14 protein-coding genes are annotated in these 15,550 nt (G+C 46.8%); 9 read left to right on the top strand and 5 right to left on the bottom strand.

Annotated elements, in window-relative coordinates:
- Positions 1–118: 118 nt before the first annotated feature.
- Entirely contained in the window at positions 119–835 is a 717-nt protein-coding gene (locus MKX50_RS14045; RefSeq protein ID WP_213592057.1) for a hypothetical protein, read from the bottom strand.
- A gap of 169 nt (positions 836–1,004) precedes the next feature.
- Here MKX50_RS14045 and MKX50_RS14040 point away from each other — a divergent pair, with 169 nt between their 5' ends.
- Genes MKX50_RS14040 through MKX50_RS14020 form a run of 5 tightly spaced genes read left to right on the top strand, consistent with a single transcriptional unit; the run spans position 1,005 to position 6,373 of the window.
- A complete protein-coding gene (locus MKX50_RS14040) occupies positions 1,005–3,350 on the top strand; it encodes a xanthine dehydrogenase family protein molybdopterin-binding subunit (RefSeq protein WP_339157235.1) in 2,346 nt (781 codons plus the stop codon).
- Positions 3,337–4,170, top strand: a complete 834-nt coding sequence (locus tag MKX50_RS14035) for an FAD binding domain-containing protein (RefSeq protein ID WP_339157234.1) — start codon at positions 3,337–3,339, stop codon at positions 4,168–4,170. The genes MKX50_RS14040 and MKX50_RS14035 overlap by 14 nt, the downstream gene beginning before the upstream one ends.
- 4 nt (positions 4,171–4,174) lie before the next feature.
- Complete coding sequence (locus MKX50_RS14030; protein ID WP_339157233.1) at positions 4,175–4,654, top strand: (2Fe-2S)-binding protein; 480 nt, start codon at positions 4,175–4,177, stop codon at positions 4,652–4,654.
- 37 nt (positions 4,655–4,691) lie between these two features.
- On the top strand, positions 4,692–5,732 hold the full coding sequence (locus tag MKX50_RS14025; RefSeq protein ID WP_339157232.1) for an XdhC/CoxI family protein: 1,041 nt from the start codon (positions 4,692–4,694) through the stop codon (positions 5,730–5,732).
- A complete protein-coding gene (locus MKX50_RS14020; RefSeq protein WP_244996560.1) occupies positions 5,732–6,373 on the top strand; it encodes a nucleotidyltransferase family protein in 642 nt (213 codons plus the stop codon). The genes MKX50_RS14025 and MKX50_RS14020 overlap by 1 nt, the downstream gene beginning before the upstream one ends.
- Here the strand turns inward: MKX50_RS14020 and MKX50_RS14015 are convergent.
- The 4 genes from MKX50_RS14015 to MKX50_RS14000 form a co-directional block, all read right to left on the bottom strand.
- A complete protein-coding gene (locus MKX50_RS14015; RefSeq protein ID WP_213592069.1) occupies positions 6,328–7,362 on the bottom strand; it encodes an aromatic acid exporter family protein in 1,035 nt (344 codons plus the stop codon). The two genes, MKX50_RS14020 and MKX50_RS14015, sit on opposite strands and share 46 nt — an antisense overlap.
- A gap of 156 nt (positions 7,363–7,518) precedes the next feature.
- Complete coding sequence (locus MKX50_RS14010; RefSeq protein WP_213592071.1) at positions 7,519–8,406, bottom strand: fructose bisphosphate aldolase; 888 nt, start codon at positions 8,404–8,406, stop codon at positions 7,519–7,521.
- A gap of 106 nt (positions 8,407–8,512) precedes the next feature.
- Positions 8,513–8,725 (bottom strand): hypothetical protein, encoded by a 213-nt coding sequence (locus tag MKX50_RS14005; RefSeq protein WP_339157231.1) that lies wholly within the window; start codon positions 8,723–8,725, stop codon positions 8,513–8,515.
- A 157-nt stretch (positions 8,726–8,882) separates the two neighbouring features.
- Positions 8,883–9,101, bottom strand: a complete 219-nt coding sequence (locus tag MKX50_RS14000; protein WP_213592075.1) for a hypothetical protein — start codon at positions 9,099–9,101, stop codon at positions 8,883–8,885.
- Between the two features lie 253 nt (positions 9,102–9,354).
- Between MKX50_RS14000 and MKX50_RS13995 the strand changes: the two genes are divergently transcribed.
- The 4 genes from MKX50_RS13995 (at position 9,355) to MKX50_RS13980 (ending at position 15,309) form a co-directional block, all read left to right on the top strand.
- On the top strand, positions 9,355–11,010 hold the full coding sequence (locus tag MKX50_RS13995; protein ID WP_213592077.1) for a hypothetical protein: 1,656 nt from the start codon (positions 9,355–9,357) through the stop codon (positions 11,008–11,010).
- A 381-nt stretch (positions 11,011–11,391) separates the two neighbouring features.
- The gene (locus MKX50_RS13990) at positions 11,392–12,492 is read left to right on the top strand and encodes a sugar-binding protein (protein WP_339157230.1); all 1,101 of its coding nucleotides are present in this window, start codon (positions 11,392–11,394) and stop codon (positions 12,490–12,492) included.
- A 109-nt stretch (positions 12,493–12,601) separates the two neighbouring features.
- Positions 12,602–14,119: an ATP-binding cassette domain-containing protein gene (locus MKX50_RS13985; RefSeq protein ID WP_213592081.1), complete on the top strand. Its 1,518-nt coding sequence runs from the start codon at positions 12,602–12,604 to the stop codon at positions 14,117–14,119.
- 14 nt (positions 14,120–14,133) lie between these two features.
- A complete protein-coding gene (locus MKX50_RS13980) occupies positions 14,134–15,309 on the top strand; it encodes a sugar ABC transporter permease (protein WP_213592083.1) in 1,176 nt (391 codons plus the stop codon).
- Positions 15,310–15,550 lie beyond the last annotated feature (241 nt).

The raw sequence follows: 15,550 nt of genomic DNA, 5'->3' as shown, positions 1-15,550 counted from the left end.
ATAAACATCTGCTATTTGGTAAATTTTTATAGTGTAACTGTATCATACGTTACTTCCGTTGAACATAAGCACCTTATAGCACGTAAACAGCCGGGTCGGATTGACCCGGCTGCTGCTTTTATAAGGATTGGAACAATACGACGACGGAGAGGATCATTGCCGCTATTCCGGCTACTTTGCACATGAAATAATAGAAATCACTTGGCTCAGCCTCTCTGACCCAAAGCCAATACATCGACATTTTGAAAAGAATGTTTTGGAATTTCTCATATCGGTACCCACACCATCCGTAAATGAAGATGAGAATAGATAAAACAAATAAAATCGGCTCGCCTTGCTTCTCGTGGTATTCCGAATAAGCAGCGGTGACAAGCCCGCTGGGATTAAGGAGTTCAACTTCGCCTTTTGGCAAAATTTTTTGTCCGTTGGAGTCAAAGGCGGTTATGGGGACAAACCAATCTCCGTTCTCATCGTAACTCACAAGCAGACCGCCATGGTCATTGACCTGAAACAGCCTGCCGTTTGGATAAGCCACTTCATATTTGATGTTAAACGGATCCCCTAGCTTACGAATGGCATACTCTTCATTGTTGATAGTGATTTTACGATTACTGCCTTCCTTATGTACTTTGATTGGGGGCCCTGACAAGCTGTGATATTCGGTAACATTGTCTTGCTCAAGGGCTTGTTTATACTTATGCTGCTCGAAATAGAACACGGATTCATTGAAATAGGAAAGGAAAAAAGGAACGACTAACATGATAAAGAGCAGGATGCCAGCGATCGCTAACAGGGTGGAGACCTTTATTCGTCTGAGTGAAACCGAATTGTTCATGAGACCTCTCTCTTTCTGAGCCTGTAATAATTATGTTACGCAAGAAGAGAACCTTAGGTTGCATCAACCAATGAGGTGATTCGACAGCGATACCTGAGCATTTGTTCCGCTATGTAAACTTATATAACAATAATAAGCGTAACTGTACATATACATTAGAAAGATTGATTTGCAAAAGGAGGGGGCGAAGATCGGGCATTCGTTTGGAGCAAGCGTTCCCAGAAGGGAAACAGGCGAGAAGATTACCGGGGCAGCCCGCTATATTAATGATTTTTCGAGACCGGGGCTTTTGCATGCCAAAATAGCCGTTAGCCCCCATGCCCATGCGAAAATTAAATCGATAGATACGTCGAAAGCCTGGAGGATACCAGGTGTAAAAGCCGTCATAACCGGTGAATATTACCCGGTATTGACCGGGTCCCCTTTGGCAGACCGGCCGCCTCTAGCAATGGACAAAGTAAGATATTATGGCGAGCCTGTTGCTCTGGTGGTCGCGGAAGAAGAGTACACTGCCGAGATGGCTGCGCTTCAAATTCAAGTGGATTATGAGGTTCTGCCTGCTGTCTTTAGTCCAAGCGAAGCTTTACGGATCGGCGCACCGCTCCTTCATGAGCAGCTGGCCGCATATGAAAGAAGTGAACAGGTCTACCCGGAGCCCGGCACGAATATTGCGAACCGGACTAGAATCCGCAAAGGGAATATGGAGGAAGGGTGGAGGAATAGTGAGCAAATCGTTACGGTTCAGGTCCGATTGCCTCAATCGGATCATGCCGCGATGGAAGTGCGATGCAGTATAGCAGAAATTAAGCCCGGCGGCAAAGTCAGCATCCATTCCGCTTCGCAATCCCCTTATGTAATCCAAAAGGATATTAGCCGCTACTTTCATATTCCGCTTCAAGAAGTCACCGTTCACACTCCGCTGGTAGGAGGAAGCTATGGCGGCAAATCGGCAGTTCAGTTAGAATATCTCGCTTATTTGGCTTCGCTTGCCGTTGGCGGAAGAGCTGTCAAAATGGCAAATTCCAGGGAGCTGGACATGGTCTCCTCTCCGGTTCATATCGGATTGGAATCGACAATCAAGCTTGGCTGCACCCGGGAAGGGAAAATCATGGCCGTAGAAATTCTGCATCTGTTTGACGGCGGGGCCTATTCGGACCGGGGGCCGATTATGAGCCGTGCCGGAGCTACCGATTGCACAGGGCCTTACCGCATTGATAACGTCCAATGCGATTCCTTATGCATGTATACGAATCATCCCTATTCGACTTCCTTTCGCGGCTTCGGACATCCGGAGCTGACGTTCGCTATGGAAAGGGCTATGGATATGATGGCGGACCGATTAAATATGGATCCTCTAGAGCTTCGTTATATGAATGCCATCGGACCGGGAGATACAACCCCGACGCAAACCCTGTTAAATAGAAGCAATATCGGTGATTTACCGGCATGCATTGCCAAATTGAAAACGCTGATCCATTGGAATGACCGTCCACAAATCGAAACAAACGGCCATCTCGTCAAAGCGAAAGGGATATGCTGCTTTTGGAAAAACTCAAATACGCCAACCAATGCCGGGGCGGGGGCTATGATCAAATTTAATCCGGAGGGAAGCATTCATCTGCTATGCGGTGCCGTGGAAATTGGCCAAGGCACCAGGACGGCCCTTACTCAAATATTGGCGGAACGATTCCGCATGGATGATCGGAAGATAGAGATTCATATGGACATAGATACTGATAAAGACCCCGAGCTATGGAAGACGGTCGCTAGCCGGAGCACCTTTTTGGTGGGGAATGCGATTCTGCAGGCCGCTGACGATGCAATCATGCAGTTAAAAAACCTGGCTTCTATCGTACTTCAATGCCCGCCGGCAGACCTCGATGTCGGCGGAGGGAGAGTCTTCCGAAAAAACCGCCCCGAGACAGGAGTAGCTATCGAACAAATCGCCAACGGATACACCTTCCCGAACGGCAACACGATCGGAAGTCAGGTTATCGGACGCGGAAGCTACGCGATGCGACATTTAACTTTTTTGGACCCTGTAACAGGCAGGGGGAATCCTGGACCGGAATGGACGGTAGGCGCACAGGCCGTTGAAGTGGAGTTAAATACAAGAGATTACACCTACAGAATCGTTAAAGCAGCAACAGTCATCGATGCCGGCCGGGTTATTAACCCGGGTTTTGCCCGTGCTCAGGTTACGGGCGGCATGAGTATGGGGTTAAGCCTTGCCAGCCGGGAGGCATTTCGCTTCAATCCAGACGGGGCCATATTGAATCGCCAGTTTCGAACTTACAAGCTCATTCGCTATGGAGAACAGCCCGAGTACATCGTGGATTTCGTCGAGACACCTCATCTGGAAGCGCCATATGGACTGCGCGGAATCGGTGAGCATGGCTTGATTGGCATGCCTGCAGCACTGGCGAACAGCTTGTCAGCAGCTGCTGGCGTAGAGCTTAATCAGCTGCCCCTGACGCCGGAGATGATTTGGAGGACAATTCATGATTCCGTTTGATTTTGAATACTACCTACCTTCTACCATTCAGATGGCTGTAGATTTATATCAGCATCTGCACGAACAAGGGAAGAGGCCCCTGTATTATGCTGGAGGGACGGAAATCATTACCTTTGCCCGAGCCAACTCTATTCACCCGGGAGCTGTTATCGATTTGAAGTCCATTCCAGAGTGCAACGTACTCGCGATGCAGAAGGATATGCTGATTATTGGTGCGTGCGTGACGTTATCGGCTTTGTCCGGAGCCAACCCGTTTCCGCTGCTCAGTGCAGCGGCACAGGGAGTCGCTGACCAAACCGCCCGGAATAAAATCACGCTGGGAGGCAACATTAGCGGCAAAATTCATTACCGGGAGGCCGTTCTTCCCTTGCTTGTAGCGAATAGCCGGATGGTAATAGCAGGAACTCACGGGACCAGAGTGACTTCTATTCATCAGGTCTTCAACCAACAACTGAGGCTTGCGGGCAGAGAGTTTATTGTCCAGGTTCAAATCGATCGCGACTATACATCACTGCCATTTGCGTATTTCAAAAAACGGGAGATTGGCCATGTCGGCTACCCGCTCGTTACATTAGCTGCGCTTAGGATGAATGATGAGATTCGCACCGCCTACAGCGGTGTGTGCGCATTCCCTTTTCGATCCGCGGAAATCGATGAGGCGCTGAACGATTCATCCTTACCGCTTGAGGCAAGAATTGAACTGGCCATCAGTCATCTTCCTGCACCATTACTGGATAATGTGGAGGGTTCACCCGCGTACCGGGAATTTGTATTGAAGCAAACGATGGCTGATGCAGTACATAGACTGGAAAGAAGGTGAAAGAATGTCCTCCTTGGATGCCGATCAACATCGAGTCGAATTGCAGGTGAATGGGGAACAGCGAACGGTCCGGGTGAGGGCTGCCGAGACCCTGTTGTATACGCTTCGCGATCATCTCGGGCTCACAGGATGCAAGCCGGGTTGCAATAACGGAGACTGCGGCGCGTGCACGATTCTCGTTGATAGCCAGCCCATGAAATCATGCCTGATGCTCACTGTGGAAGTCTGGGGGAAGCAAATTACAACGATCGAGGGACTAATGGGCACTGACATTCAGTGTGCTTTTGCCGAAAATCAGGCCTTTCAATGCGGTTACTGTACCCCTGGATTTATCATGAACTGTGAAGGACTGCGGCATGCCTATCCCCATGCCAATGAAGAAATTGTTCGAATATGGCTGGAATCCAACATATGCAGGTGTACCTCCTATGAAGAAATTCATCGCGCCGTAAAGGATGTCTTTACACCTCATACGGATAAATGAAGGAACCTATAAGCTTTGGAGCTGAGGAGGGGCAGGTTTGGAAGAAATTCATCGTATTGTGGAAACGATTCAGCAGACCAGTTTAAGAGGCGTACTTGCGACGATTATTCATGTGGAAGGGAGCGCGTATCGCAAAGAAGGAACCTCCATGCTGTTTCTTGAAGACGGTTCGCAAATCGGGGTGCTCAGTGCAGGCTGCCTGGAAGCTGCGCTGGCGCACAGCGTGCCGGATATTCTGGCCTCAGGGACTTCGCGCAGATTCGCGTTCGATATGCAATCCTCGAACCCGCTGTCCTGGGGGGAAGAAACAGGCTGCGGCGGTGTTGTTCATGTAGCGTTGGAACCGGTCAATGATGTGCTGGCAGCGCATTTAGGCACTTTAAAAAAATATTTGGAGGTTCGCTCCGAAGTTAAGCTGGTGAAAAGGTTTGACGCTGATGGCTCGGTGATTGATTATGGATTCCTGACCAGGGATCAGCACCCGTTCGGGGAGTGGAGGGGAGAATTCCCGCCATCGCTGCTGGAATGGACGCCGCCTGGACAATCGCCGAACAGCGGAATGAAGTTCGTGGCAGCCCTGCAATCGGATGTTTTTGTCCATACCTATTATCCCAAACCGCGGCTGATTCTGTTTGGTGCCGGACCAGATGCCAGACCGCTAGCCGCTATTGCCGCGAAAACTGGTTTTTCCGTCACCGTCACTGACTGGAGGACCGATTATTGCGAGCGGCGTTATTTTCCGGATGCCGAATCCATAATCATAGGTTTCCCTGAGGAAACAATGCAGCTGATTCATGTGACACCCGACGATTACGCTGTCGTGATGACGCATAATTTCAGGAGGGATCAGCAGCTGATTCGGTTGCTGTCTGAACGGCAGCTGGGTTACCTTGGCATCCTGGGATCGAAGACTAGAACGGAGCGCTTGCTGCGAGACAGGCCGGTGCAGATGAAGGTCCATTCTCCGGTAGGACTTGCGATTGGTGCAGAGGGACCGGAGGAAATCGCAGTGAGCATTCTCGCAGAGATCATCCAAACGTACAGAACAAAAAGAAAACTTAGTAGTGATTCCCGGTGATGGGAAATCCAATCGTTGGCATCTATTTGGCGGCAGGGCATAGTACCCGAATGGGTTCGGATAAACTTCAGCTCCCACTCGGTTCCATGAAGCTGGGAAATTATGCGCTGGCCGCGGCTCTAAATTCTCAACTGGATTATGTTGTGGTCATACGAAACGACGCTGCGGGGGATTGGATGGATGATGCCTTATACCGGGATCCGGTCAGACGGAAATGGTCTTCCATTTACTGCCCAGAAGCCCGTTTGGGCCAAGCGCATTCTCTTCGTTGCGGCGTAAAGGCCGCGCTCGCGTTGGAAGCGGCAGCCGCGATGATATTGCTGGCGGATCAGCCTCTAATTACGGATGCGATGATTAATGAACTGCTTGCCTATTTTAAAACACAGCAACGAGCCAACAGCAGCGTTGGTTTCACGGCCGCAAGTTATGAGGGACTGCCAAGACCACCCGCTATTTTTGCTCGGCGAATGTTCCCGCAGCTTCTGGAGCTGCAAGGCGACCGGGGAGCCCGTCATCTTATCCGTAAGGAAGGGACGGGAAATTGCCTCGATTTCTCCATCCCAGATCTGTTCATGGATGTAGATGACGCAGAAGATTATCGGGCTTTGCTGGATAAAGTCGCTGCTAGACGGAAATCCTGAACGACTTGTTGGGCGTTCGTATATAACGCGATCGGGTACTGATAGTTTTCCATATGGGCAGGCGTCTTTATTTGTGGGATCGCTTCATCGGTAACCAAGCTGCAGGCCGCCGGATCATCGAAAGTGCCTCTCCAATCCGTAATTAGCTTCGCTAATACGTTCAAATGCGCGGCCCACGTCCGCTGATCCTCCGCTGCAAATTTGCCGCTTTCGGACCAGTTCGTGAATATTCGGATCATGTCGGCAAGATTGGCAAACCCTGACCGGAGCTGCTCCATCTGCCGGTTTAATTTTTTTAAGGCGACGCGTTTTTTGCGGCCCAGCGGATTGAATCGCAAGCTTTGCTCGGCTTTGTTCAACTCGGTTGTCGTTTGATGAAGCTCCTGGAATAAGGATTGCAATTCGGTTTGCAATGTATTGGCTTCGTATGAAGGGGAGCCTGCATTAACCCAATGTGCTGCATTCATGTAATGATGGGATAGATGGCCCGCGAATTGTCTCATCTTTGTTTGCGCTTTGTTTACGGAATCAGGGGGGAAGATGAATATCTGGATGAGTAAGGCAACGATCGCGCCGATCACCGTATCGCGGATTCGATCCAGGGGATAGCTGGGCATTTTGTTGTGAAAGTACAGCACTAATAAAATGCTGAGCGCAACTTGGATTAAGAGGTCATGCTCCAATTTCAGCCCTGTTACGATCAAGGCGCCAACAAGAAGAAGCAGTCCGATGCTCCAAGCGTTCAAACTAAGATATGGCGCTATAGCTGCAGTAAAAAGGACGCCAGCGACGGTGCCGATGACCCGCTGCCATGCAAACTGCACGGACTTGTCCACGGTTAATTGAATCGACAAAATGACCGTCAGAGGAGCTAAGTAAGGATGTTTAGACCCAGCCCATTCCGCGATCGCCCAGGACAATGCTGCAGCTAATGGGGGTTTCCATACCATCCCTTTGTATTTGATAAAATCGATCCATTTAGATGTCATCTGGTTACTCTCCATATTTAGCTTTAAAGTCAGCATTATTTTTCCCATTTCTACCGGATTGATGTGCTTGAACCGAAATCAATGGCGGTATAACTTGTCCATCCACAAGCAACGCCCCCAAGCTTTAAATAGCTCGGGGGCGTTAACTCATTCCTTTTATTTGATGGAGGCTTCATAAATCTCTTGTATGGATTTGGACAACATGGCATTGAATTCATCATCTGATTGCCCAGCGGTAAGCCCTTCGGCAAGAGCCCGGGAGAAGCTGGCGATCAATCCATGATTGCGCGCCAGTCTGTCATTGGCTTCCGCTTGCGTATAACCGCCCGACAAAGCCACAATTCGCACAACGTGCGGATCCTCCATGAAGTCGCTGTAGAAATTATCCTCCGTTGGAATCGAAAGCTTCAGCATAACCTTTGCGTCTTGATCCAGGGCAGACAATTGAGCGGAAATTTCATCTTTTAAAATGGTTTCCGAAGCTCTCTTATCCGCACTGTGAATATCGACTTCCGGTTCAATAATCGGAACCAGTCCCTTATCTATAATTTGCTTGCCGATGGCAAACTGCTGTTCAACGACTTTTTTGATTCCTGCAGAATTGGCTTCCTTGATGATCGAACGCATTTTCGTTCCAAAAATGTTGCGTTTGACCGCCCGCTCCAGCAGGTCGTCTAAATCCGGGATGGGCTTCATCAGCTGAACTCCGTCTTCCAGCTCAGCGAGACCTTTATCGACTTTTAGAAAAGGCACAATGCCTTTTTCCTCCCATAGATAATCGGCCGTATGCTTCCCGTCGATCAACCGGTCCATCGTATTCTCAAATAGAATGGCCCCCAAAATGTACCGGGAGTCAAACGCACTGCTCTTGATCATACGCGTTCTCATCTCGTGAACCAATTCATACATCTCTTCTTCGCTGGAGTAGCTGCTTTCATGAATCCCATACTGCAGCAGAGCCTTTGGAGTACTTCCGCCGCTTTGATCCAGGGCTGCTATAAAACCCTTTCCCTTATGGATTTGCTCAAATTGCTTTGTGTTCATCAATGCTCCTCCTTCCGTGAAATGGAACTGAATGGAATCTTGATCTCATCAATTATAACATTCCAGTGGCAGGCATTCCTAATTTGGGAAGGGGAGGAGCGAGTAGCTATTTTCTTATTAGTTCAAAATTGTCAAAAGCTGCCCAGTTATTAGCGTTCGCATCCGTCCAAATGCCAATTTCGATTTGGCCGTTAGTAACTGGGATGTTATCGATCGTATAATTCGGTATCGGACTGCTTCCCATATTCGCAGCCATTTCAGGAGCGCCGAAGTTCTTCGCAAATAGCCTTAGCACATACCGCCTCAAGATAGTCTCCATTCATGGTCATGTTATCAAATAAATTGGCCATCGCCAGATGCATGTGGAAATCCGAAGCGAGACGCGGATAATTTGATGTGCTGTTATGAATGACGTTTCTGCTCGTCCACATGCTCGACAAAGTGAAGCTGGTCTAGCTGTTGCATTTTGGATCAGGTTATCGCTGCCCCGGAGCATATCCATTTCCGCCTTCACCTTTATATTGAGGCTTTTGGAAATGCATATTTTGGATCGTAAGAGAACGGGATTGCATGATGGTCACACCGTAAGACAACAAATGATAATCCCCGGTATTGGAACTTGGCTTGTAGGAATTAACGTTGTCCAGCCAGCTGTTCCTGGCATTTACGAACGTGATTGCTTTAGAGTCATGCACATCATAGGCTCCTGTATCGGACTTATTGTAATCCAGATCTCTCCAGCCTGAATAGAGAGATGGCGCTCCATGAGGATAAGTTAGTGGAGCGGATTGTTTATGATCGGGAAGGGATCGGGTAGAGCTGACAGTTTGCTATATATAAAAAAATCAAACGATTTTACTGTTAAGTTTTAGTAAAATATCCGATATAGTTTGTATGATAAGGAACTATATTATCAGATAAAAAACTGTATGAAAGCCGGAGAATCGAATGGAGAATAAAAGAAAGTTTTTTGAAGAGTTTTTTGAACTTGAGAATTATGATATTGAATTTGAAATAAAAGAAATTATTAGTAGATTTCGACAGTATAGACCATCCGAGGTTTTTTGGTTGATAAATAGTTTGATTATGGATAACACAAGATATGCTTTTGAAAATAGAGAGAAGCGGGTTTCCCCCAAATTGGTAAATAGATTATTTTATTTGTATAAAAAGAATTCAGCTATTAATAGTAATATGAAGATTAAGAATAGACCTAACGAGTTAGAGTGGTTGAGGGAAAAGTTCATTAAAATAGTAAACTATTACTGCATGGAACAGTTTAATCAGAAAGAAGAGTTGGAAGACGTTCATATGTCTTTACGGAATTTTCATTCCCAAAATTTTATTAATTATCATTTTGATTATCCCAATACCGCTTGGTTCCAATACTTGCTTGCTTTAGAAATCAACAGTAAGGCTATTGATAAAATTTTTATAAAAGATAATCTTACAACTCTTGAAATAGAAAAAGGTCTATTAATTTGCATTCTATATGATTTTATATATCATACTTGTCAAAAAAGCCGACTTAATGACCTATTATACGAAAAAGAAAAATATAAATTTGAGAGTTTCTTGACTAGCTTTTCCATGAAACAGTTTTCACATATTCTAAGAAGGTTTGGAGTTAGGGATAAAGAGTTTATTGCTAGATTTTTTCCAGTGTTAAAAAATGTAGAAGAGATAAATATGAGTTATCCGACTGATAAATATTATAAAGAAGAGTTCTCCATAGGGATTTGTCATAATGAGAGAATATTTTTCCCCCGTTCAAATTTTGTACTTGATGAGTTCTGGAATTTTATATTAGAACATGAAGAAATGGTTGGTAGGAAAGACGATTTTGTTGAAGATTACACAACTATGTTACTAATAAACTTTTTTGGAGAAGAAAATGTATACTGTAATTTGTTCGATGAAAATGGTGCTGAACAAGATATTATTGTTCTTTATGGAGAATATATATTATGTTTTGAGTGCAAATCGGAATTGTTAAAAGAGCCATTTAGGGATTCCAATAAATCTCAAAAAAGAATGCAGCAAAACTTTAACAGAGTTATTCAAAAAGCTTATAAGCAAGGATTAAGGGTTAAAAATAATATAAGAAATAACATGTGTAGGTATTACGACAGTGATAAGAAGGATCTCCGTAAGATAATACTGGATCTAAATAAGTATGATTATAAAAAAGTGACTATGGTTTGTGTAACTATTAATAATTACTTAAATCTATCTAATCGTGTGAATATGTATCTTAAATTTGAAGATGATGAAAAAGCTTATCCTTGGGTTATTGATATATTTAGTTTAGAGCATATCCTTAATAAAATAAGCTCTATTAACAGAGGTGAAGAATACTTTATTAAATACGTTAGGGATAGAATTAAATCATATCTAGGTTTTCAAGCTATGGGAGCGGAAGAACTGGAGTGTTTTGGGTATTATTTGCGTTATGGAGAATTTAGTAACTCTCTAGATGGCTGGGTGACTACAAATTTAGGAAATGGGTATGCAACATTTGTTTTGGATTATATACCTAGCCCGGAAATTAATTTTATGTATTTATATTTTTGGGAACTTGCTTCCGTTACTGAACAAGATTAATTGCGAAAAAGACATTCCATCAGGAGAAAAACCTATCTTTATATATATTGGGTATAGTTATTTATTGACCCACACGTACCTGTCACTAATGAGAAATTCGTAAATATTGATGTAAATTAGAAATTGACGGAGATTTACCTTATACATTAAATAATAAATTACATCCCAACCACCCAAGAGCTGTCTACAAGGTCTTCATACCTTGCAGACAGCTCTTCTCTTTCCCCCAAACCCCCTTCAAAAACACACAAAACTTCTTTTGTCAAGGAGTGGAAATTAAGGAATAAACCTTGAAAACACCTCATTGTCTAGGTAGTGAATCAGGTATATGCTCAAAGATGTAATTGGAAGGATCAACCAAATCATGAGAGGGGAATGGGTTTGAAGAGAACGATGAGAACGATTGCATTCCTGCTGGTCTCTATCATGCTTACCGTATTGGTTGCGGCTTGTAACCAAGGCGGGGGCAAGGTCGATGTAGGGATTGTGCTGCCGACCAAGGATGAGCCCAGATGGGTGCAGGATGAGCAAAGATTCAAGGATGCTCTGAAGGGCACAAATTATTCGACGGAGATTCTATTCAGCCAAGGATCGTCTGCGAAAGAGAAAGAAAATGTAGACTCCTTGATCGCCAAAGGCATTAAAGTGCTGATCATTTGCCCGCAGGACGGGGACGCAGCCGCTGCTGCGGTGGAAGCGGCCAAGAAAGCGGGCGTTAAAGTCATCTCCTATGACCGTCTGATCACGAACACGGATGCGGTAGATTACTATGTCACGTTCGACAGTGTCGCCGTTGGCAAGGCGCAGGCTCAATACTTGGTCGATCACGCGGCCGGCAGCGGTCAACCACTGTACCTCTACGCAGGAGCTGCTTCCGACAACAATGCTTTCCTGTTCTTCCAGGGGGCATGGGAGGTGCTGCAGCCTAAGGTGGCGGACGGCACGTTCAACATCGCCAACTCCAGCGAAGCCGTTGCCCTCCAGAGCACAGCGGAGCTATCCCGCGACCAGATGAGTAAAATCATCGGCCAGGTCACGACGAATTGGGATCCGAACGAAGCCAAGAACAAAGCGCAAACCCATCTCACTGCGGCAGCCGCCGGGGATAAGGGAGATGTCGTTATTCTGGCTCCAAACGACGGTACGGCCCGTTCAATTGCAGACGTATTTGCTTCGGATGGCGCAATCACGAGTTTTGTGGTCACGGGTCAGGATGCGGAAAAGGCATCGATCCAGTACATTATCGACGGCAAGCAATCGATGACGGTATTCAAGGATGTCCGTACGCTGGTCAAAGACGCGATGGGCATGGCCGTAACGCTTCTGGACGGCGGATCGCCGGATACAACCGGATCTTATAACAACGGCACAATCGATGTGAACGCCAAGCAAACCGACGTCATCGTTGTTGACAAAGACAATGTGCAGACCGAGCTCATTGATTCGAATTATTATGAAGCCAAAGAATTTACGGGACTATAATTCTTCATTAACTATAGCCAAGAAGGAATAGTGATAGACGTGTCTATCACTATTCCTCATGCTGTGAGTGGTTGAATTCTATCAGTCCTGTGTAAGGAGTGCGGGAGCGATGAGCGAATACTTGCTGGAGATGAACAGCATCTCCAAGGAGTTTACGGGCGTAAAAGCGCTGAGCAGCGTGAATTTTAAAGTACGCAAAGGCGAGATCCACTGCCTCATTGGCGAGAACGGCGCCGGCAAGTCAACGCTGATGAAGGTGCTTAGCGGGGTATATCCGCATGGTACATATTCGGGGGATATCGTCTTTGAAGGACAGGTCCAGAGCTATGCCAATATTAACGACAGTGTAAGAGCCGGCATCGCGATCATTTATCAGGAGCTGGCGCTGTTCCCGGATCTGACGGTTTATGAAAATATTTTTGCCGGCAATGAAGTGGAGCGAAGAGGGGTCGTGGACTGGAACCGGACGATCGTACGTGCGAAGGAAATGCTTCGTAAGGTGAAGCTGAACGTAAACCCGGAGACGCTGATCAAGGATTTAGGCGTGGGCAAGCAGCAGCTGGTCGAAATCGCAAAGGCGCTGAGCAAAGATGTGAAGCTGCTCATATTGGATGAACCAACCGCGGCGCTCAATGAAAATGACAGTGATAACCTGCTCAAGCTGCTGCGTGAATTGAAGGAGCAAGGGATCACCTGCATCATGATCTCCCACAAGCTGAAGGAGGTCATTGAGATCGCGGATCAGGTCACCGTGCTGCGCGATGGCCAGACGATCGTCACCCTGGATGCGTCCAAGGACGAAATTTCGGAGAACGTGATCATTAAGAGCATGGTCGGCCGGGAAATCGACGATATTTATCCGAAAAGAATGGATAAGCAATTTGGCAGCCGTATTCTCGAGGTGCGAGGCTGGACGGCGTATGATCCGAATCTGGGCCGTGAAGTCGTGAAGGAGGTTGATCTTCATGTATGCAAAGGGGAAATCGTCGGCATCGCCGGTTTGATGGGATCGGGGCGTACGGAACTGGCGCAGAGCATATTCGGCAACCCGAAAGCTTATAAGCTGCAAGGCGAGCTGTGGGTAAAAGGAGCTAAAGCCGTGTTCCGCCATCCGAAGGATGCGATTAAAGCGGGCATAGCTTACGTGACAGAGGATCGCAAAGGGGACGGGTTGTTTCTGCTTCAGGACATCAAACAGAATATTTCCGCAGCGAATGTACATTCCATCTCCGACCGGGGTGTTATTAACAACAATGAGGAAGTAAAAATCGCCGGCAGCTATAAGCAGTCTCTCAATATTAAAGCCCCATCTGTCGAGCAACTGGTCGGAAACTTAAGCGGCGGCAATCAGCAGAAGGTATCGCTCGGCAAATGGCTGTTCGTGCAGCCGAGCCTGCTGATCCTGGATGAACCGACGCGGGGCATCGACGTAGGCGCCAAGTTCGAGATTTATACGATCATGAACAAGCTGATCAGCCAAGGGCTTAGCATCCTCATGATCTCCTCCGAGCTGACCGAAATATTGGGCATGAGCGACCGGATTTATGTCATGGCCGAAGGAAGAATTAAGGGTGAGCTGCCCATTGAAGAAGCGGATCAGGAAAAAATCATGAAGCTTGCCACGTAATAGGAGGAAGACCGGTGAAATTATTAGGCGAAGCAAGATCGTTGGTAAAGGCGAACATACGGGATTATGGGATGTACATCGCTTTGATTATCATCATGCTGACGTTTTCGATTCTGACGGACGGACTGTTCATGTCGTCCCGCAATATCAGCAATCTGATTGATGCTACTGGTTACATTGCAGTATTAGCGGTGGGAATGACACTGGTTATTGTCATCAGGCATATTGATTTATCGGTCGGTTTTGCGGCGGGTTTTCTAGGGGCAATTGCCGCTATTTTGCTAACCCAGATGGGAATCCCCTACTATCTCACAATTCCTATCATTTTGGGGTTGGGTATTGTCGTAGGCTTGTTCAACGGCTTTCTCGTGGCGCAAATCGGCATTCCCTCGTTTGTGGCCTCTCTGGCGGGCATGCTGATTTTCCGGGGCGCGCTGCTGCGGGTCACGGAGAAGAGCGGAACGATCATCATCAAGGATGAGCAGTTCAACGCGATCGGCAACGGGTTTGTACCTGCGATTGCCTATGTGAACGGATTGAATTTGTTCTCGCTAATCTTGGGACTGCTCTTCATTGCGTTCTATATTTATAGTGAAATCTCCAAGCGCCGGAATAAGCTCAAATACCATTTCGAAGTTATTTCGGGACCGATGTTTACGATCAAGGTGGTGTTCATTTCTGCGATTATCGCTTATATCACCTGGATCCTGGCCGGTTACAACGGATTCTCTTGGACAGTCATCATTATGCTGCTGGTGGTCGCGGTCTATCATTTTTTAACGACTAAAACGGTGCTCGGACGTCATATCTATGCCGTCGGCAGTAATCCGGAGGCAGCGAACTTAAGCGGCATTAGCGTCAAAAAGATTACGTACATCGTTTTCGGTTCCATGGGAATGCTGTCCGCGTTATCGGGCATTTTGTTTACAGCCCGCCTTCAGTCGGCGACGACAACGGCGGGTACGCTGTTCGAGCTTGATGCGATTGCGGCGGCTTACGTCGGCGGCGTATCGGCGGCCGGGGGCGTAGGGAAGGTCACGGGCTCGATCATCGGCGCCATCGTTATGGCTTCGCTATCCAGCGGCATGAATCTGCTTGGCGTCGGCATTTCCTATCAATATATGATTCGCGGGGCTGTGCTTGCGATTGCGGTCGTATTTGATGTGATGACACGGAGGAAGAGAGCTTAAGGCCATGGGGCGGCCTGATTCCATAATAACGAGGGATACCAATAGGGATCAGGTCGCCTTGATCATAGATCGCTAAATTTTTTGCTCATTTACTTACTTAATATTCATAATATTCAAATATATGGAGTTCTGGGCGATATATATAGAAGGAGGTGGTTCATTTGATTGCTTGATAGATTATATCACTTTATTTATCATTGATGGGTAATTTTGTTGGTTTCGATTTGATTTATAACGAAAT

This window comes from Paenibacillus sp. FSL W8-0186 (genome assembly GCF_037969765.1).
Taxonomy (GTDB): Bacteria; Bacillota; Bacilli; order Paenibacillales; family Paenibacillaceae; genus Fontibacillus; species Fontibacillus woosongensis.
The sequence above is the reverse complement of the archived record's forward strand: the minus strand, read 5'-3'. Positions and strand labels throughout refer to the sequence as shown.